Annotated in this window: 20 protein-coding genes and 2 pseudogenes; 4 read left to right on the forward strand and 18 right to left on the reverse strand. The window is 41.5% G+C overall.

Features of this window, described 5'->3' with window-relative positions:
• Window positions 1–193 (forward strand): annotated as a pseudogene (locus AB4180_RS08485) (IS5/IS1182 family transposase); the annotation flags it as partial.
• A gap of 124 nt (window positions 194–317) precedes the next feature.
• On the opposite strand, the gene AB4180_RS08490 reads toward AB4180_RS08485, so the two are convergent.
• Both AB4180_RS08490 and AB4180_RS08495 read right to left on the reverse strand, forming a co-directional pair.
• Complete coding sequence (locus tag AB4180_RS08490; protein WP_017104176.1) at window positions 318–737, reverse strand: type III secretion system chaperone; 420 nt, start codon at window positions 735–737, stop codon at window positions 318–320.
• 61 nt (window positions 738–798) lie between these two features.
• Window positions 799–2,829, reverse strand: a complete 2,031-nt coding sequence (locus tag AB4180_RS08495; protein ID WP_102249943.1) for a hypothetical protein — start codon at window positions 2,827–2,829, stop codon at window positions 799–801.
• Window positions 2,830–3,406: 577 nt separating this feature from the next.
• On the opposite strand from AB4180_RS08495, the gene AB4180_RS08500 reads away from it, so the two are divergent.
• The 3 genes and pseudogenes from AB4180_RS08500 (at window position 3,407) to AB4180_RS08510 (ending at window position 7,023) form a co-directional block, all read left to right on the forward strand.
• A complete protein-coding gene (locus AB4180_RS08500) occupies window positions 3,407–3,865 on the forward strand; it encodes a CesT family type III secretion system chaperone (protein ID WP_017096480.1) in 459 nt (152 codons plus the stop codon).
• 11 nt (window positions 3,866–3,876) lie between these two features.
• A complete protein-coding gene (locus AB4180_RS08505) occupies window positions 3,877–5,346 on the forward strand; it encodes a hypothetical protein (protein WP_017096479.1) in 1,470 nt (489 codons plus the stop codon).
• Window positions 5,347–5,984: 638 nt separating this feature from the next.
• Window positions 5,985–7,023: pseudogene (locus tag AB4180_RS08510) on the forward strand (IS630 family transposase).
• Between the two features lie 97 nt (window positions 7,024–7,120).
• On the opposite strand, the gene AB4180_RS08515 reads toward AB4180_RS08510, so the two are convergent.
• The 16 genes from AB4180_RS08515 to AB4180_RS08590 all read right to left on the reverse strand — a co-directional run bounded on the left by AB4180_RS08515 (window position 7,121) and on the right by AB4180_RS08590 (window position 19,371).
• Complete coding sequence (locus AB4180_RS08515; protein ID WP_017096476.1) at window positions 7,121–8,098, reverse strand: hypothetical protein; 978 nt, start codon at window positions 8,096–8,098, stop codon at window positions 7,121–7,123.
• A 12-nt stretch (window positions 8,099–8,110) separates the two neighbouring features.
• The gene (locus AB4180_RS08520; RefSeq protein ID WP_017096475.1) at window positions 8,111–8,551 is read right to left on the reverse strand and encodes a type III secretion system chaperone; all 441 of its coding nucleotides are present in this window, start codon (window positions 8,549–8,551) and stop codon (window positions 8,111–8,113) included.
• Between the two features lie 422 nt (window positions 8,552–8,973).
• Window positions 8,974–9,609, reverse strand: coding sequence for an HrpE/YscL family type III secretion apparatus protein (locus tag AB4180_RS08525; protein ID WP_017096474.1), 636 nt, complete (start codon window positions 9,607–9,609; stop codon window positions 8,974–8,976).
• On the reverse strand, window positions 9,588–10,262 hold the full coding sequence (vscK, locus tag AB4180_RS08530; RefSeq protein ID WP_017096473.1) for a SctK family type III secretion system sorting platform protein VscK: 675 nt from the start codon (window positions 10,260–10,262) through the stop codon (window positions 9,588–9,590). Before vscK ends, AB4180_RS08525 begins: the two co-directional genes overlap by 22 nt.
• Window positions 10,246–10,989, reverse strand: a complete 744-nt coding sequence (gene sctJ / locus AB4180_RS08535; RefSeq protein WP_029223148.1) for a type III secretion system inner membrane ring lipoprotein SctJ — start codon at window positions 10,987–10,989, stop codon at window positions 10,246–10,248. The genes vscK and sctJ overlap by 17 nt, the downstream gene beginning before the upstream one ends.
• A gap of 2 nt (window positions 10,990–10,991) precedes the next feature.
• Window positions 10,992–11,336 carry a type III secretion system inner rod subunit SctI gene (gene sctI, locus AB4180_RS08540; protein ID WP_017096471.1) on the reverse strand — a complete coding sequence of 115 codons (345 nt, stop codon included), beginning with the start codon at window positions 11,334–11,336 and terminating at the stop codon, window positions 10,992–10,994.
• 8 nt (window positions 11,337–11,344) lie between these two features.
• Complete coding sequence (locus AB4180_RS08545; protein ID WP_017096470.1) at window positions 11,345–11,977, reverse strand: YopR family T3SS polymerization control protein; 633 nt, start codon at window positions 11,975–11,977, stop codon at window positions 11,345–11,347.
• Window positions 11,977–12,333 carry a YscG family type III secretion system chaperone gene (locus tag AB4180_RS08550; RefSeq protein WP_017096469.1) on the reverse strand — a complete coding sequence of 119 codons (357 nt, stop codon included), beginning with the start codon at window positions 12,331–12,333 and terminating at the stop codon, window positions 11,977–11,979. Before AB4180_RS08550 ends, AB4180_RS08545 begins: the two co-directional genes overlap by 1 nt.
• A gap of 3 nt (window positions 12,334–12,336) precedes the next feature.
• Complete coding sequence (sctF, locus tag AB4180_RS08555) at window positions 12,337–12,585, reverse strand: type III secretion system needle filament subunit SctF (RefSeq protein WP_017096468.1); 249 nt, start codon at window positions 12,583–12,585, stop codon at window positions 12,337–12,339.
• Window positions 12,586–12,600: 15 nt separating this feature from the next.
• Window positions 12,601–12,807, reverse strand: coding sequence for an EscE/YscE/SsaE family type III secretion system needle protein co-chaperone (locus tag AB4180_RS08560; protein WP_017096467.1), 207 nt, complete (start codon window positions 12,805–12,807; stop codon window positions 12,601–12,603).
• The gene (sctD, locus tag AB4180_RS08565; RefSeq protein WP_017096466.1) at window positions 12,800–14,095 is read right to left on the reverse strand and encodes a type III secretion system inner membrane ring subunit SctD; all 1,296 of its coding nucleotides are present in this window, start codon (window positions 14,093–14,095) and stop codon (window positions 12,800–12,802) included. The genes AB4180_RS08560 and sctD overlap by 8 nt, the downstream gene beginning before the upstream one ends.
• Window positions 14,096–14,100: 5 nt before the next feature.
• Entirely contained in the window at window positions 14,101–15,972 is a 1,872-nt protein-coding gene (sctC, locus tag AB4180_RS08570; protein WP_102249942.1) for a type III secretion system outer membrane ring subunit SctC, read from the reverse strand.
• Complete coding sequence (locus AB4180_RS08575; RefSeq protein ID WP_017096464.1) at window positions 15,972–16,400, reverse strand: YscB family type III secretion system chaperone; 429 nt, start codon at window positions 16,398–16,400, stop codon at window positions 15,972–15,974. The genes sctC and AB4180_RS08575 overlap by 1 nt, the downstream gene beginning before the upstream one ends.
• Window positions 16,401–16,412: 12 nt before the next feature.
• On the reverse strand, window positions 16,413–17,393 hold the full coding sequence (locus AB4180_RS08580; RefSeq protein WP_102249941.1) for a T3SS regulon anti-activator ExsD domain-containing protein: 981 nt from the start codon (window positions 17,391–17,393) through the stop codon (window positions 16,413–16,415).
• A 133-nt stretch (window positions 17,394–17,526) separates the two neighbouring features.
• The gene (locus AB4180_RS08585) at window positions 17,527–18,396 is read right to left on the reverse strand and encodes an AraC family transcriptional regulator (protein WP_017096462.1); all 870 of its coding nucleotides are present in this window, start codon (window positions 18,394–18,396) and stop codon (window positions 17,527–17,529) included.
• 480 nt (window positions 18,397–18,876) lie between these two features.
• Window positions 18,877–19,371, reverse strand: coding sequence for a YscW family type III secretion system pilotin (locus AB4180_RS08590; RefSeq protein WP_017096461.1), 495 nt, complete (start codon window positions 19,369–19,371; stop codon window positions 18,877–18,879).
• Window positions 19,372–20,100: the final 729 nt, after the last annotated feature.

Consider the following 20,100-nt stretch of genomic DNA (forward strand, 5'->3'; position numbering starts at 1 on the left):
GTATTGGAAAGAGCGGTATGGTTACCACAAACGCTCCCTGTCAGAAACAGCGATGTATCGAGTTAAACAGTTATTTGGTGGTCGTTTAAGTTTAAGAAATTACAATGCACAAGTGGGAGAAACTTACGCGATGATAAAAGCGTTGAACAAGCTCACTGGGTTAGGTATGCCTGAAACTTGCTGTATTGACTAAGAAACGCACGAAATGGGGCTGCTCTGTCTCTAACTGAATTACGCAACAAAGCCGTGCTGATGACACGCAAACTTGTCACCTCGCGATTCAGATAAAATGAGTCGTAACTTTATCTACCCGTTAGCTACATAAATTTCATATTAATTAAAGCCAGATCAATATGAACATTTTCATTGCAATCATGTAAAGCATGAACCTTATCTTTAATTAAATGCATATTTTCAAAAATATTATTCAGCTCGTTATGGTCAAATTTATCCTTTGGTAAGGACACGCCTAGACATAGTTCTTCGTTGTTTAGTCCAATCCAGCAGCTTCCAAGTAAGTCCCGCTGCATATTTAAACTTAACCAATCACTCATCTTATATTGGTCTACAATGACATGTAGAGGGGTATACAAGGTAAATAAATCTGATTGCTTTGGCGATTCTAGAACCCAAAGGCTTTCCTGATTATCGATTATTTCAATCGCATCGGATTCAACGGGGATCTCAATTCCCCATAGTTCAGCAAGTTCTGATAATACGGCTTCAAATTTCAACATTACACCTCAATAATTTACTTTGCGAAAACAAGGGATCACGTGCGATCATCAAGTTTTGTTTTTAAGCTTTGCTCTGTAGCCATTCGTTCGAACTTAGCAGTGCATCTAGTTGCTTTTTCGCTGGAGAGGCGATGGTAAATGGCCCCAATTTATAACTTTGGCAATCTGATTTTAGTGATTCAACTTGCTTTGCCACTAAATATTGCATCCAAGGTTTATTCGATAGGTCGGTTAATTTCATTGCCTCCGAACTGGTTGATATATCGTCTTTCAGTGCCTGCAAGTGTGAAATATCCATATATTGATAAGACAGACGTTCAGCTTCGTTTTCGGCACCTTTAGGGTGAAACAGCTGAATTAGTCGGCTTCTCCAACTTGGTTTTGGCTCTAACAATAGAGGTTTTAGATTCGTCAATTTTGCCATCATTCTATCTACATCAATATTTAATGGGTTAATGCCGAGTGTGTTTACATTGGCGACTTCGGCTTCATTTGGAAGTTTTTCGATATGGAAGCCAATGTTCTGATTTAACCTTGATAGGTGATTCTCGAATGAGTCTGTCTTTTCTTTGATTACAAAATTACTGCTTACAATGTTATCAAAGTCCCCAATACCGTAGGTTTTGTTCGTATCGAATAGCGCGTGTTTACTTTGATCATTTACAGGTAAATCTATGCTAGGGCTTAGTTCTTTAAACACTGTTCCTTGCCCTCTAAATTCTGTTTTTCTTTGTAGTTCGTTATTTTTATCAACAGAATTAGTTCTGTTCACTGCTTTTACTAAAGCTTTTTGGAAGTTACGACATTTTAAATCTGCTTCTGGAAACTCTTTTACATTAGACTGGTAGAGGTTAGTTTGAAGTTCAAGCTTTTGTAGCTGTGACGGTAATTGTTTCTGTTTTAGTGCATTAAGTTGTTCTTGTTCGCTCACTTCCTGTTTTACTACTTTTTGGAAGGTTGCAGCGGTTTCGGTAGATAAGTTGCTTTTTAATACCACCTTCAGTGTTGTAGGCAACAGTTGAGACATAGGACCTAGCGTAGAGGCCTTGTTAACTCTCAACATCTGCCCTAATGTTGTCTTATTTGTTAACGCTTTTTTTACTAACTTTCCTAAGGAACCATTAGGGGAGTGCTCTTCAGTTAGCTTACAAAACTTACTTGCAAATTCTTCAGCCGTTTTAGGTAATGATTCAAGTTGGTAACACCCATTAGAGTATGTCATTGACCAATCATAAGAATAGCTCTGTGCGTATTCAGCATGTTTAGTGCTTGAGCTAGCATATGCGTTAAATAGTGATTCAAATTCTTTCTTGATAGAAGTGCTCTCATGCTCATAATAGTTTTGTAACTTAACGTCTGTTACTTGCTCTTTAGTCGCGTTTTTTTGATTGTCAGCTTGCTTGCTCTTTTCTATGGTTGTTTTTTCTGATGAGCTTATGCTGCCCTTAGATGTCTCTAGGCTTGGTTCTGATGTTACTCCTAGTGAAGTAGGCGCGGTTTTTGATGTCACATTAGTATCTGACACAGGCCTATCAACTAAAGGTGATACGACCGATGGCGACTTGAGTTCGATAGTATCTTTATGGCCTTTCTTCGGTGCTAGAGAAATAATCTCGCTGAAAGATTGTTGGACTAGAGCTTTAAATTTAGGGTAGAACTCACCTTTAGTTGGAGAGTGTCCTTTTGTTATATCTGAAAGTAACTGTTTAAAGCCCCCGACTTTACTTGGAAGTGGGCAGGTGACGTTGAAATCTTTGCTTACCGTTACATTCGCAATGTTTGACAGTTCTTTTACTCTTTTCTTTTCACTGCCAGGTTTACTTATCAAATACTCGGATAAAAAGTTTTCTAGTTTTTGTGAAAAAGACATTTTGTTTTGCGAGTAGAATTCTTGTGTCCCTTTTGGTGATGTATAGGCGTGATTGAAATGAGACTTGCCAGTCGTTGGGCTTGCGACGCTTGAACCTATAGAGGTTTGTTTTGCTGATGAAGCATGTACACTTTTTACGATACTTTGAGTTGATTCTGCGTGGTTGCTTTTCTTTATTGCTGTTGAGTTCATCGGTTGATGAATCGCTGAGATAGTAGGCATTGTGACCTCTTAGAACCTATATAAACACCGAGAGGGTAGTATAGGTTAAGAGTGCCAAGGGGGGCTCTCAGTATTGGCCTATTTTTTTTATATATCGAAATGAAAGGGGGCGAGCTACCTCCTTACCTTGACTAAGAACAGCTAGATGAAGTAAAAACGATAATTTATAAGAACCAGTGATTTAGCCAGTTTGCTATCCCCCCCCCCTCCTGCTGTAAGTATGCTTGCAAGCTGGCAACTCACTAAATCCAATAGAACCGTTACTAAGCTCTGCTCTCGAAGACTTCAGCGGGTAAACACAGACTCTGACGACAGAGTCCGATCCTTGTTTACCCACTGCGGTGAATCCAAACACTTCGCAAAGAGCTTTACAGCATAACTCTTCTTGAGCATCAAGAACTGTTCAGGGGAACCTCACACTAGAGAGCTTAATTGCGTAACAAAGACGATTAAATTCATTTGTTCTTTGTGCTACACATCACGACAGTTTAGAAAATCAACAAAATAAAAGCCACTTTCGACATCGTAATTATACTATTTGTTGTTTACTAGTAAGATAAAACAGAAGGAATAAACGATGAACACATTACAAGTTCTAATAAAAGAGTTTTGTGAAATAAATGAACTACCTCCACTTTATTTTGCTGAAGAAAATCGTTGCCAATTATTAGTTGATGATCGTTACGTTATTTACTTTAGTGAGGCAGATCAAAACGATTTTGTTTTATCGGTGGTTTTTGGCGGTCTCGAAAAAAGCGGTGAACTGAGACTGAAAGGTCTTGAACTCATTGCGCATGCTAACTATTTCGGTATCGCGGATGGGAGCTTGACCCTTTCACTTGCACCAAATGGTAGGCAATTGGTTCTTGCGGGCAGAAAGCCGATTGAGTACTTAAACGCAGCGAGCCTATCTACTTGGTTTCACCTTCTAAATGAGCAAACCCTACTCTGGCAGGCTCGATTTGCAATGTTAGACCAAGACCCAACCCAATTTATCAATCCAGAACAATCCCACATTGAGACACTTAGAGTTTAAGGAGTTCACCCATGGTAATTTCAACTAGCCAAAGCCAGATTCCGAGCTTGGATCAATTTCGTACTGTCGCGGCACAAAAAGATAAGCGGGTGATCAGTAAGCACGGTAAAGCCAAAGAGCCGTCGACCTTTCATAAAGGGCAAAAGTTCACGGCAGTGAGTGACACCATATTGCGATCTACATATCAAAAGTACCACCAAGAAAATATTAAGACCCACCTTGATTTAAAACAGGCGCTGCTAAAAGAAGAAAAACCAGAAACGGCATTATTGGCATTCTCTCTTGTGAGCACAGCAGGGTATCGTGGCGAGCCTTTAACTGCGCGTAAGGTCCTCGAAGTCGTAAGCCTATTAGATGAAGTGAAGATTGACGATAAAGCTTATAAAAATCTAAAAAGCACGTTCGATTCGATCAGCAAAGACCCACGCTTACAAGTCAGCATCGAAAACCAATACCCAGGCAAAATGGACGGCTTAGGTGCTGAACTGCTTGAGATGGCAAAAGAAACAATCAAAGGGACTGGTATCAACGCAGTAATTAACTTGGCGTTACCAGGTGTTGGTTTGTTGATCGCCACGGGACGTGAATTACATAAGTCGGCAGTCAATGGTGATGCTGAGGCGCACTATCACCAACTAGAACAGATTGCGCAATTGCCCGGTCATGACCAAAGGTTGGCATTGCCGATACAACAAGCATTAGCGCACGAGCACGCCACTCAATCTGCTGAAGGTGCGGTTGGAGCGACCTTAGGTATGGCGACGGGAAGCCTTGGTGCATTTGGTGTCACCTCTGTGGGCACAACTGGTGTCCTTGTTGTTGCAAAAGAAGCGCTAGGCAGTGTAGCAGCATCTGGCTTAATCACTGGTTCTGGGTTTGTAGCCGGTCAAGCGAGTTCCTACTGTCTGAACAACGAAGTTCAAGAGCAAATTCACCAAGAACCTATGTCTGGTGTGTTACCTCGAATTGAAGTGTCTAACAGCAAAGGGAAGTTCTCCTTTAGTATGCAAGATGCTGCATCAGGACGTGCTTTGATTGCGTACCTAGGCCCAAAAGAAGACAAATCTATGACATCACCTCAAGCACCGAAAGAAGCTCAGGATATGGAATTGGCGCGCTTAACGCTTAAGAAAATGTTGGGCTCTGATGCAAGTGAGAACTTGGTGCCAGATGTTGGATCAACGAATAAATTGAGTATCGAAGATACACCGAGCCAAACTGAGTCAGAGGCCAACAGTGCACTTAAGAAGTTGCTCAAAGAAGATTGGGACTGGCTAATGCCAGCAGTAAGATCTATCGACCAAGGAAAGGCACAGGATATCAATAAGACGTTGACTTACAAGCTCCCTCTAGATACACCGAACGGACGAGTATACTTGGATAAAAGCCCGAACCTCGATCAAGGCCAACTCTCGGCGCTAGAAAAGCTTGGTTCACCAAGTCAGCTAAGGTTGATGTACTTAGCAGAAGGCTGGATTTAATCGTCAATATCATACCCAAGTTATTGACGATGAAATTTTTCCGTTACACGCTCCCAAAGGACGAGTTCCCTTGGTTTGTATACCTTGTTTAACAGTTTTTGATTTAGAAGCATTGGCTCTACAAATTGTTGCCTCGCTTTCAAAACCCGACATTCTCGCCAAGCCAAGTATCTCGGGCAATAGATTTGAAAGAGGATAAGCAACTCAAGCTGAACTGAAGAACAGTTTCAATAGAATCATATATAAGGTTGGCCGTTGACGGATAGTCCCTCATTGTGTGCCAACCTTTGATATTCGAATAGCCTATTATTATCCGTTAATTTGATATCAGCGATGATTCCGAGCCTAGACGAGGTATTGAAAGGGCCCCGCGATAGTTAATCGCTATTGGCTTCGCAATCAAATGCCACTTAGCTTGTACTCAGTTTTTATCTGCCCCAACACGAGCTTATTTGATGAAGCATAAGCACTGATCATATGAATGGTGTCCGATAATGTATTCACGAATATCAAACCAGCCTTTTGCGCCCGCACCGCACATAACGAGCCAAAAAGGACTTCAAACAGGCAATCAGTAACACCCATTAAAGTAAAAATATGATCTAATTGAGGTCGTCGAACTCTTGCAGAAAATAGCTATGGATAGCCTTAATAAGACAGATTTTAAAAAACTAGCAAGCCAACAAAAAACCATTCAAATGAAGGTTTGTTTACTAGCACTTGCCCACTTCAAAGAAGGTCACTAGCACACTCAAATTGCTAAATACCTCAAAGTCAGTCGAACTAGTGTAAACAAATGGGTCCAGACATTTCTTGAAGAAGGATTGGAAGGACTTCAAGAGAAACCTCGCACAGGCAGGCCTGCATACCTCAATGTAGAGCAACGAAAACAACTCAGCGCGTTCATTAAGAAAGAAGCAGAGTCCCCTTCTGGCGGGCGCCTTGTCGGGAGCGATATACATGATTACATCGTGGAAAACTTTGATAAATACTACCACCCTAATTCTATCTATTATCTTCTCGACCACATGGGCTTTTCTTGGATAACTTCTCGATCCAAACACCCCAAACAATCACAGCAAATCCAAGACGATTTTAAAAAATTCAAAATAGAAACGATCCTTAAGATCCTCGGTCATATTGGGCTGGAGAGTGTTGATGTCTGGTTTCAAGACGAAGCTAGATTCGGACAACAAAACACAACGACACGCTTGTGGGCTGAAACAGGAACGCGCCCAAGGGCGCCAAAACAGCAGCAATTTGAGTACGCTTACCTGTTCGGTTCTGTTTGTCCTAGCTGAGGGATTGGAGAAGCTATGGTTGTGCCTTGGGTCAATAAAGACATTATGATCTAACACTTAAAGCAAATATCCGATATCACAGACAAAGGAAGGAAGGCATGCTGTAGTAATAATGGATGGCGCAGGTTGGCATACCGATGATATCGCCCACAAATTTGATAATGTCAGTATCATCAAACTTTCCCCATATTCGACAGAGCTTAACCCGATAGAACAAGTATGGAGTTGGTTACGACAACACTACTTAGCGAACCAAAGCTTCGAAGACTATGAGGACATTGTTTCCAAGGTATGCGTTGCGTGGAATAGGTTTCTTGAAGTGCCGAAAAGGGTATCGAAAATGTGCGCTAGAGAATGGATAGACTTGAGCAGTTAATTTTCCAGATTGATATCACTTACATTAAAAAAATAAAAGGAGCAAAGTAATACTGCTCCTTTTTGGTAGTAAATATTAGCAACCGATTATGGAATCTTTAGTCCAGTTTGTGGCTAGAAAAAATCACTTCAGATGGTGGGAACATGTTGGAAACCGGTGGATGAGCAATATCACCAAACATTCTCGCACCAAATGCTGAAGCTGCCCAAGGGTCTACAATTTTCACATCTTTATTCCATGAGCTTGGGTCTTTGATATCACTACCGTCCTGTCTACCAACCAAAACATACAAGTGCGTGCCTGAGTGTCCTTTCTTGAATGCCACTACTTCGACCTTAGTGTTTTGATTCGCATCACCCTGCATCCCTTGAATCATTTCAGCGGCCGCGGCAAAGGCAAACGTAGTACAGCAACCGGCTTTTGCGTCCTGAACGGATTTCGCAATGTTTTGAAGTGTCCCCATCTGAGGGCTATTGCCTCTTTGAGCCGCCACTTGAACCATGTTTGCTGACATGGTCGCTTTTTTATCTTGTTGAACTCTTGCTGGATTTGCGTAGAAGCCTTCTAGTCTTGGCTTCGCTTTCGCTTGATAGAACTCAGATCTCTTATCACCGAAGGTATTAAGGTCAGTACAAGCGAAATCACCCAACTTTTGCAGTGTAGCTTGGTGCTTTCTAATCAAGGCATCTGCTGGAGCGGTTTTACCTGCGCTGGATGGTTTTGAAGTGCTTGAAACACTTGGCCAATTCTCTCTAGGCCCTGTCGATAATCGCTCTAGGTCTTTAAGGTTTCCAAGAGTCAACTTATTTTCACCATTCAGTACGTTTTGCATCATAGCTTTGGCGACACCTTTTGGCAGACCTTGCTTAACCAATAGATCAACGACGATCGATTTCGCTTTGTTTTGGTGATTGATACGAGAGCTTACGCTTGTGTTTTTCGGCGCACCTTCTTTAACAAAGATGTCCTTGCCTCCGTGAGCCCGAACTTCTTTGTCGTCCGATTGGTTTTGTGTAGATAACTGTGCAGTGAGTTCGCTCAGCGAATGCATATGTGATGTATTGATATTTACCATAACCCTAACCTTTTAAACAGAGATGAAAGTATGCAGCTTTTTATGTTGCTCAATCGATTGAAACTGAGCCGTTAGATATTGCTTCCACAGTTCACAAAGCTCCATAAGCTGAGTAATCAGGATAGAAACACGACTCACTTCTGAGGTAAGTGGTATACTTATCTGCATGTGTACTTCATTGTTTTTAGGGTCTATACAGAACTGTACCCCACCTGACTCCCGGTATAAGAAGTTATATTCCAAAAGTGTTTTCAGTTTTTTAATTTCAAATGACTCTTCATCTTGGCAAACCTTGATTGAAAGTAACAGTTCTTCTCTCTCATCCAAGCCTTGAACTTCAATCTCTTTGCCTGCAGACATATATACTGTCCACATTTGATAATCATATGCAGTCACCCGTTCAATATCGAGTGTGTTGCCAAGCTCAATTAGTAAGGTATTTACCTTATCCATACTCACCTACCATCCTGATATTTAATATTGATGTATCTATTTAAAATAAAAGATATAAAATTTCGAATTTAAATACACCTATCACATTATTTTATTTTCCATTGTTGCTGGTTAATTTTGTTAGATTAACCGTTTTTAGAAAAACAAATTCAGTATTCTGAACGAACGTTACTCTCTTATGAGGCGATAGTTAATAGAGCCTTTAAGATAATCAGAGTCCCCGTTGATGTAAGTATTGTGCTCAATAACAGTCACAGAATATGCCAGATATGGTCGGCTTTTTTTCATTTTAAGCCGTTTATAAAGATCGGATGGGAAGCTAAGATAAAACTAGAGAAATGGTAGAAAGGTACAGTGAATAGAAAGTAAAGCTCAAAAAGCCCAGCGTTTTTCTGAGCTTTCGAGAGTTAAAGATAAGCACGTCAAGACTGTATCTGTTGGCGCTCACTGAATTGCTTAGTGATCACCTGCTTAAGAGCTTGCAGTTGCCCGTCGATACTGGCATCGATAATACCGACTTCAGTTTCCAGTATGCACCCACCATTTTTGAGTCTCGCATCTGCAATAACGTCAACATAGCCGACCTCCGGGAAGTCACTGAGTATTAAGGAAACCTTATCTCGCACCTCTGTCACTTGCTCGGGGTGCACGTGCAGAATCACTTGTTTCTGATTACTGACCAGCTGAAGCGCTTCCCTCACCACTATTGCCGTTGTTTCCACATCGTCGAAACTACTGATAATTTTGCTTACGGCATCAAGCACTACGCCAGTGATTTTCTGTTCGACTTGCAAGTAGTACTCATTACATCGTGCAAGCGTTGACATCATAGTTTCTGCGCTCTCTATCTTCGCTTGATCGATACCATCCTGGTAACCACGCTGTCTTTCTAACTCATAAGCATCGTCAGCTTTTGTAATAATGCTCTCGGCTTTAGAGTGTGCAGCTTCAACCAAGTGTTGCGAATCTAAATAACTCACATAATCCTTTGCTTTGAGAATCTTTAGACCTGTAGCCAACTGCAAGTTGTCAGTTTTTATTTCAACAAATGAAACCATTGAGGGATTACCTGTTTTGCGATTTTCTTTATAAGTCGATAAGCAAGATCTCGATGCGTTTCATCGAACCAATCAGCACTGAGTTTTGTTTGGGTTAATGAACAATCGAGCTTGAACTGCCACCTTTGTACAAGCTCTGATGGTGATTTCTCCAGTAAAAATGTGACCCATAGATACCCAAGTTCACGGGCTGCCTTTTCAAAGCTGGCTTCATCTAAACTCGCCGGCAATGTTTTTTGCCAACCGTTTGGCCAATTTGAGATCATCATTGGCCCGTGTTGAATTAAAAAACGCGTTTCATCGACACCAAAAATATGATTGAGGCACTGCTTTGGTTGTTTCAAGACAACTTGGCGCATCGATTCACAATACATTGCCCCACCAATCAGCAACAGTAATTTGTTAGTCGTTTCAACTGGAAGTAACACCAAACTATTAAATGGATGATTAAAAACATGATCAGTAATCGTTGATAGCTGCCATTCTTCAATACACCATTGATTGATCGCAGCCTGGTGTCTCCAGTCTTGGACTCGTAATAACCAAGGCTGTTTCTTGCTTATCCAACTCTCATCAATATAACTGCAAGGACAATAATTAAACTGATGATAAATCTGAGAAACTGGCGTATCAGAATTAACCACGTTGCGCATTCCTACGACACCATGCAAACGTCGCTGCGTTAGAACCGATGATAAGTAGTAACAAGAAAACGAGGATAGCAATCAAGTTGCTTGCCGTGTCCTTGGTCACTTGAATAGACAAAATGCTTTCAAATTGCTTGCTTTGAGCCGTCACACGAACTTCCGAAGATGGTACTATGACAACGCTAATACGTTCGTAGTTAAGCCCTTCAATACTATTGTTCACTAACTGCTTAATTTGAGGTACATAAGAGTCGAGTGCCACATCCGCTGCGTGTTTAATAAACACTGATGCAGAAGCAGGAGTTGGACGTTCACCTGGACGAAGGTTTTTATCTTCAAGTACAATGTGAACGCGTGCCACTAACACTCCATCAATTTGTGACAGCGTTGATGATAGTTCTTGCGATTTCGCGTATATAAGCCTCGCCCTTTCTGCAATCGGAGACGAAATCAGGTCATCTTTCGGAAACACTTCTTTGAGTGTTGAGAACTGCTCTTTCGGGTAGCCTTTACGTTTCAGAGCATCAACCGAAAATGCGACTTGAGCGTTATCTACCATCAATTTTATGGTGTTGTCTTTATCCGGTTCTTTGGTTGCCACGACCCCCTCAGAAAGCAGAATAGACAGCATTTCATTGCCTTCTTTCTGGCTTACTCCAGTGTATAGCTCCGTCTGACAGCCAGCTAAAAATAACACGAGTAACATGCACACGGCACGTATTGTCTTCATCATGACTATTGGGCCTTCAACAATGTTTCTACATTCTGTGTCGTTTTACCTACCGTCTTGGCAATCAGCTCCTCTTGAAAGGTAATTCGACTCAACGCCCATTGCATCTGCAAGAGCTGAGCAGGGTCGTCACCAACCATTGCCATGCTATCGGTTAAGTTAGTTTTTGCATTGTCGATGGTGTTTTTCAGTTCGCTAATGTTTTCTAACAAGCCACCTTCTAAACCGTGGTTTCCCTCAGGCGATAGCATCGCTTGCTCGAAACGCTCACTAAGTCCCGCTTCAGCTTGTGCGTCTTGCACTTGCTCGAGGTTGGTTTGCATCACTTCTGTGTACTGCGTATTAATCATATCCGTTCCTATGAGAGGTCTAGTTTGTGGCTGTAACTCAACATGTTCTTGACCATGGCATTCTTTTGTATAACAAAGCTCAGTTCTTTTCGGACCACCTCCAATACTGGAGCTTGGGCAGGGATGTCTTTCAACTCACCCCAACAGTGCCAAAGCGCTTGTTCTTTTTGCGCACCAAGTGGGAAATGTTCAGAAAGCAACGCTTTCAACTCTCGGCGGTCTTTAGGGGGAGTCGCTAGCAAGCGCCCTGAAAAACTGCCCAACAGCTCATGCTTAAATAATGCCAACAATTCTGGTGATGCTTTATCAGTGCCTTTTGCGCTTTGTTCCTGACTAAAGGCATACCATAAGGCTTTTTTTTTCTCACTAGGCGAAATAAACGCGTCTTTAAGCGTTCTGCTAAGCGCTGCTGCGCTGAAGTCTCCAGAACGTTTTAGTGCTTCGTACCACTCTTTAATAGCTGCTGTTCTACCTTTAGACCGCGTGACACTATCCGTATTTTTTTTCGTAGTCGGTATGTTCTTATCTGGTGGGTTCTCACTCATCAAACGGTTCATCTTGTTCGCATCAGGTGTATCATTCCGGGGTGCTTTCGGCACCTGACTGAGCATGTTGTTGATTCCGTGGCTTTCAACCTTCATTAAAGGTTCCTGATGTCTTTAGAAAAACTCATGGCAAAGGCTTGGTTTTCTTCATTGCCTTTTAATGCCATATCTAACCACGATTCGGCTTTGCTTAAGAGCCCAGCTTTTCCTGCCGCTAGCGCAGCCAGACCGATTAAGTCTGGGCGTGTCACGCAAAGCGGTTCAAGTAAACGATGAGCGTCCTCGTACAAGCCACGATTCATCAAACTCATTGAACGAATCATAGCAACGACTTCTTCTGCATCACCTTGCAACTCAAGGCATTCCGCAATGGTATTTGCCTCTTCATGACGATGCAGACCGGTTGCCATCAACGCTGTCTCAGCCAGAAGTAAACACATGCCTTTATCCATAGGTTATACCTTCTGCAGAATTGATTGCATCACGTCTTTGATTGCACGTGTTGTGGTCGCATTGATGTTATATACCACAGACCATTTGTTGATTGTATGCTGTAGCTCTGCAAGCTTTGAAGGATCGTCTGCGTTCGTTTCTAAGTTTTTGATCGCGGTGTTTACCGCTTCATTCGCTGTTTTTGATTGCTGTAACAATTTAGCTTTAACTGCGTCGAGGTTAACGCCTTTACTCGAATCATAAAATGACATATATATCGCCTTCTTTTATTTGTTGTCTAGAAATGTTTCAATTACCGCTAATGCTGCTTGATAAGCCTCGTGCTGTTTGTGTAGCAACTGGTATTCTTTTGGTGAACAGCCAAGATGGAGCTGACGCTTTATCGCTGATTGCGCTTGCTTGAACTTAAAAATGATCACCTCTTTTTCTTGCTGCCCTGAATCGCCTTGTAATAACTGCTCAAGATTAGTCATTGTTATTTTCACCTTCATACTCTAGATCAATAGTGATTACCCGCCCGCGTTTTACGAGTTCAATTCCTGCCGGAGTAACGCTTGAAATACGGTACCCTTGAGGAGTGCGAGCTCCTACCATGTAACGAACATTGTCAGTGAGGATGACATAAGGAAATAGGCCAAAATTCACGCTACGAAACGGAAAATCGATGTTTGTTCCTTTGCTCACTTTAGGAATAGATTTCAAGACAAGATATGGTTTCTCGCCATACTGCTCTCGAAAATCTCTCGTTACACCATAAAATCGAGTTGTTTCAACATCATCAAGCTCGCCACGAACTTCAATACGATCACCGCTAGTAACAAGCTGAACTTTCTTTAAGAGCTCCGCTTCTCCTAACAACTCTTTTAGAGTAACCATGTATGCCCCCGCCCTTTGTAGCTCTACTTTCCAAGCGATAAGCCCTGGGACATCTCGTTCTAAGATCTGCTCAACTTGGTTCCAACGACTTGCATCATCAATGTAACCCGTTAACAGCAGCGTACCTGTCTCGTTACCATTTTCTACTTTTACTTGGTGATAACCGAGGTTTCGTAAGATAAAACGCACACCACGACGTATCTCTTCCATCGTTCTCAGGTCACTCTTGTAGTTGATACCTAATGCATCAATTCGACCAAGCAGTTGTACCTTTTGCGTTCTATCTTCTACGTAACCTTCAAGTACAGCCTGTAGAGCATTGGCATTCCATTCAACGCGAACATCGTTCAACTCGAGTTCACTAAGAATATTACGTACCAAGACTATCGGCTCCGCTTCTGTGATTACGTCTTTGTCGCTCGCATGCACTTGGTCGTACCAAATACCTATAAAGATAACGCTTGGGATCAGGCCACAAATCAATCCGATGAGCAGCATTTTCTTCCAACCCGATGATGGTTTATGGCCAATTGGTTTCGCTTGCTTGCTTGCTACGTCATTTGCCATCTCAATAACTAAATCATCTTCCAAATAACCAACAGCAAATGTTAAACGACCCACAGAAACCAAGGCTTTTCGCGACAAATCAACGCCACCGGCATCAACGGCGATAATTTCGTTATTGACTGAGACTTCTTCACACTCACGTAGTGAAACCGTTTCACCATCGCAAACTAAAACGAGGTGACTTGCTTTAATGCCAGAGTCGGTTAAGACTAAATCAGCGGTAAAGTCATCACTACCCAATACCAATGAATCGTTGGGTAAAGTGACTTCCACTCCGGAATGAACACCGGAAAGAATACGAATTTTCCATTGTTGCATTGAGGTTACTGCTCCTCTAATGGTCGAACGCAATGATTCTCTGAGCCATTACACTCTTTAATTTGTACTCTCCACCCTTTCTGCCCCGTAGGAAGCTCACATTCTGCTAACAACGATGACTTTCCTTGTGACAACAAATCTTGCTGATAACGTACTGCTTGTACTTCCTTTGTACAGCTGTACAAAGCAAGTGCTGATTTAAGGCCTGCACTGTTATTGGAAATACTATTCAACGTGCCAATCTTTGGCCTTAAGTCATATTCATTTCCGATAAGTACGTTGTCTCCGATACCATCGACAACAATTCTTGGTTCTATAATGAACATACGTACTGTTCTTCTCGTGGAGCTTTCCGTGCTTCTAAACAAAGCGCCGAGGTATGGAATATCTCCTAACAAAGGAACTTTTCGAAGCTTGTTGCTAATTTCATCACGGTATACTCCACCAATCAGCAAGCTTTGCCCCTGCTTTACCGTTGCCAAAGTACTAATTTCTGTTTTACGAATTGAAGGAACACCATCAATGTCACCATCGGGGATTTCCGCACCATCTTCTAGATGCAGACTCAAATTGATTTCAGGTCTTTCAACCAAACGGTCGCCAACGATGCGAGGTACAATTTTCAATAACGTTCCATAAGTCACTTTCTCTAGTGCTGCGGTTTCTTTGCCTATCAACTTGACATAAAATGTACTGCTGTTATTAAGGACCGCTTCCACATTTTCTTGTGTTAACAAGGTTGGTCTGGAAACCACTTGCGCACTACCTCTAGATTCAAGCAAACGAATTTGAGCCAATAAATAATTTAGGTTCGTCGCATCAAGCAGAGACTTAAAATTTTGCCCACTACCAAGCTTGACATCAACATTACCTACGTCACCAGTTGTTTTGAGGTCCAAAATACTGTTGTTACCCACTGCAAGACCAGCTCGCCAGTCAACACCCAACTGACTTAAGTCATTAGCACTAATATCAACGATAGAAAGTGCGACTTCGATCCTTGACTGCGGTTGATCTAACTGCGCCACCAACTTGTGATACAGCGGTAATCGAGCTTTTGTATCACGCACAATGATTGCATTTAAACCTGGTTCTGCTTCAACCGATGCACCGCTATGTAAAGAGACATCATTAGCAATTTTCTTAGGCGTATTGGTTATTACTTCTTCGTTCTTTTTCGCCACTTTAACCTGAGTTTGAACACCTGAAAGCACTCGGCTTAGTACCGAAGCAATCCCAGGAACCGTGACACCTTGGTCACGATAACTGATCTCTCGATCTGTCGCAGATGCATACTTCAAGGGAATAATATCGACAAACAATTCATCTGTTGAATTGGATTTCTGTACCAGTCTGCTTTCCAGTGCTTCTGCCGTTTGCACAACTAAATCGACGTATCTCGGTGGGCCAGCTAAGTAAACCAGCCCCTTATTTTCCGCTGCACGCCAGCCGTAACGAGAATCCCAAATTCCTGTCGAGATCAGGGTGCTACGTAATTCGCGAGCTGTTAACAGTTCGAGCTGCAACAATTGTGAACGGGTTTCTGTCGCTTTGTATACATGCAGCACTGCACCGTCGAAGTACCACATCAAGTTGTAAACCTGTGCCAGATAATCGAGAAACTCGGCTGGATCTTCTGGTGAAAATCGACCACTGGCTCGGTCATTTACCTTGTCGCTAACCGACACTGAAACACGGTAGTTTGCGCCAAAGTTATTCAGCAGTTCTTTTAGTGAATCATTGTCCGCGTAATAACGAAACGGTTGATCGACCCAATCAAGCTCAGAGGTATGTGAAGGAACTGCTATTATCAAACTTGAAACGTACACTACTGACAGCACGATTCTGCTTATTTGTGACTTTAAAACTGCAAGCATTATGGGATCCAAACACTGTGACTAACAGTATGATTAACACGTTGATGTTCGAGCAAATCATTGAACTGCTCCACTAAATTTACGTGCTGAGCAAGCTGCGTGCAAAGCTCTTCTGTCGTTGCACTTTCCATAATCATCTTCCCTTGCATAATCAACTGTTCTTTGTCATTCACCGTCAACGTGCTGCGTGTATCTCGCAACGTTTTCAAGGAGAGCTGCATACAATGTTTTAGCGCCTGCTCTTTTTGAAAATCAAGGTGCGATTCAAAATAAAATGGGAGTACGGTTTCCCACAAGATCCATGATGAGTGCTGGCTAATATTAAGCTGCATCTGGTCAACTTCGATATCATAGGAACCATTACTTGAGGCAATAAAATCCCCCTCCCTTAACGTTTCCGCTAGGGATTTCATCATTTTATCTAACATATTTAGTCCTATTTAAATCTGCCTGAGATTGTTACAAGCTTGCCCGCACTCATTGTTTTGAATATCAACGTAGTAATGATCCACTCTGCCAACGGTTTGCATATCTTGAAACCATTGCCAAATTTTAGCGACGGCATTTAGATCGCTGAACACAAGCTCACATGCATCCCAAATATCGCTCAGCTCAGGAGCTTGTACTCGAGCCTGGCTACACCATATTTTCCATTCAGATATAAATTTATCTGATATTCTACTGTACTCATATAAGTCCTTGAGTTTATCTAGAGTTGGCTTCCACTCTTCAACTAGTGCTCGATGAGATTCAATAACTTGATTTTGTTGCTCATTGAGAACGCGAAGTTGGTCATGCAATTCACTATGCTGATTCTCAATGAGATCCAACTGTTGTTCAGCAAAAAATGTGCTACTCGCTTCTCCGGACAATCTCATCCAATACTCTTTCTGAATACTCAGTTGATTGATTAACTGTTCAAGCTTGATGGAGTCTTGTAGCGCCCTCTGATCCGTTTGCTGATTGCACCATTCATTTAAGGTTAAATACATCGAAAGAATTAGTGTCTTAGGTGACGCTAGATTGAAGCGGTAACCTAATCGCTGATTAATGTAATCCAGTCTTTGTTCAAAAGAGTTCAACACCCGTTCGTCACTTAGTTGCCCACCCACTTCTAAGAAAAGGCGCATAGCAGAGCGGTCTAAACACGTTCCAAGCTTTTGATATGTTTTAATTAGCTGACTTGCACATAAACAATCAACAACATTACGATCAAGCAAGCGCTGCAGTAAAGACAATTGGTCGTAACTCAGAACACCTTCACTGAGTAGCTGTCTGTGGTTTACATTAACAACGTTAAGCTCTTGTGTTGATTTAGGTAAGCCCTCGTACCTTGCGCCTCGCTGCAATACAGTGACCTTCCTCTGCAGCACAATGTTGTTAGGAAAAAGCGAACGGCGTCGCCAATGCTGCTTTTTCATTTTAATCTTCTCCGTATCTACTTCGAGCAATCCAGAAGGAAGTAGAGATAATAGTTTTGTTCATCGTTACGCTGAGCATAATAGGGTTTACACCCGTTAATGCCTTTCAAAATTAGTCAGAAAATTTTAGTCGTCAGACATTTCGCTTAACAATTACTACCGGATCATCTCCAGAACGGACCTTACTTGGTGTCGTTCCAAAGCGACGACGGTAACTTTGTGTAAAGTAAGACTGGCTTGAAAACCCCGCTTCCATCGCAACATCGACAATGTTCATCTTGCTTGTGAGCAATAGTTTGTGAGCGTGTAATAAACGACGTTCACTGATCCAAGCTCTAGGGGAGATACCATAATATTCGTTAAAAAGCTCTTTAAACGTAGTCAGACTCGCACCAAACTCTTGAGCATAGTCTGTCAGTTTCCACTCTTTAAGATAATGAAGATCCATAAAGCGACGGAGTCTCTCTGAGGTTCGATTTGTCAGTTGTGATAACAACGCGTAGAGGTGTTCACCTTGGTCACCATGCAGTAACAAGATGAGCATTTCCTCATACTTTAAGCGCATAATAGCATCAGGAAAAGATTGCTCTTCTAGAGTATTAATCCCTAATAACGTCTGTTCTATCAATAAGTTTAGAGTAAAAGGGAATAATCCAGACTGTACATCCTCAACCTTTGGCAACGACATCAAAAGGTCACTATGCTTTTGCAATAGTTGACTCACCAGTTCATTGTCAAATTCGATAACCGAAGCCGCATATTGACCGCCTATCGGTGTGTATTCTAGTAAGTAATCCCCTTGAGAAAGATAAACCCCTCGACCAGCGACCACGTCTAGCGTACAACCCCCGGTTTGCACCCTCAATTGACCATTGTGAACGATAACAATATGAGACTGGCTAGAATGAAACACTTCATCGTATTTTTCATAGCAGCACGCACCATGAATTTTTCGCAAGTGCGAGTCGACCCTTTCGGCGTTTAGTCGGCCTAACACATCCATTTTCTACCCTTCATAATTTTAATTCCTCCAGTTCAAACAAGAGAAACTGTCGAAGCCAGCAGTGCGATTGCAAATGCAGACCGATTACCAATAAATAGTCCATAACACTACCATCCAACCCGAATAATAACGAATAACCAAGCGCTAACTTCGATAGCAAAAATAATTCTGGCAAAAAAGTATTTTTGATATCGTCGTGACATATTTTTGATAGTTAATTAGTATTTTCTAATTTTCAACTAGTGATACAAAAAGAAATTTTACATTAAACACATGAACGTGGTATTTTTAAAGTTCGCTTGATTTACATTCCAACCAATAAGTGCGACATGCTTTATTAAAGCACCTGGGGATAGCCATATATATTCAAAGGAACTGATGCTTACATAATAAAAAACCCAATGACCTTATTTTAAATATACCTAGAACTAGGATATCCTCCAACGCATTAAACATAATAATAAAGGAAAATATTACTTCCTAGTAATTATTATAAGCCTCTAGGTTTAAGTTGGTATATACACTGCCTTGCGTAAAGATATATCGCTCTTCCTTTTTTGCGATAATCTCACCTTGATAACGCAATATCGCGCGCACTTTCATCTCGCCATTTCCAGCTTGAATCGGAGCAATAACAAACGAGTATTGAACGGGTAACTGAACCCCTTGATACTCTTGTTGTAAAACAGTAAAACACTGACTATCTAAAACCTGACACACATCGACGCTTAGAAATGTACTCACTGGAGCGGTGTAATTATCAAACGTTATCCAACCAAATAGTGCTCCTTGAAGATGATTAGAAAACCCATTTGACACTGGGTTTTTGGTTGCACAACCGCTTAGCATCAATGCAAGGAATATTAAGCAATAAGAGTTCTTTTTCATAGGAGACAAGTATTCATCTAAATTGTCAGTGACAAAGTTATGGTTACCCATGGCATCAAAGCGGTTTAATCCAGTAATAAGGGGCATTTCGCTATACTCGCTATGGTTATCCGTTGTTATCTATCAAGGGCTGGAGCAATTTGACCACTGCAATTAGTATCATCAATACAGAGACCCCCCTTCGTATGGAGCACGCATAGCCTCTTTGCACGGTCGCGACTATCTACTTATGAAATACATCGTTTACTGGCACCATTTAGAAAAGGGCAATCGTTGCTTTGGCAGTTCGCCAAAGTAAATCAAGCAATCATGCTTCTCAAAAACATAACTGACCTCATCATATAATGCGCTGAACCCTCGATATGCAACATGCTTTCTATCCGTTCTTGCTAACTATCTATATTCTAATGAAATATCTTTATAAATAAAGGATGAACTCGATTGCATCACTTTTACACAAATCAATAAAATCAATAATTTAACAACAAAAAAATAAAAAAAAAGTCCTAGATACCACTTAGTTTTATCCTTATTACCCGCCATCACTCACAACGAAGGGAATACATTTCTGTCGTAAACAGGTCTTGTTAGCTAAAGTTAACAATCCAAAATTATAATTTATTGACAGCAGACGACTTTGTTGCGTAATTCAGTTTTAACCACTCGTTAATCCTTTATATCGACAAATTCTTGAGTTTAAACTTCTTCTATCCAGCTAAAATTGAAGCGAGCCAAGGCGAGCAGATCATGACAAGAAACGAAATGCGTCAAACGCTTTTTGAGTATATATAGGTTGATTACTATCGAACGCAAAGG

Origin of the sequence: Vibrio sp. 10N.286.49.C3 (assembly GCF_041469545.1) — a bacterium.
In the GTDB taxonomy this organism is placed as follows: Bacteria; Pseudomonadota; Gammaproteobacteria; order Enterobacterales; family Vibrionaceae; genus Vibrio; species Vibrio tasmaniensis_A.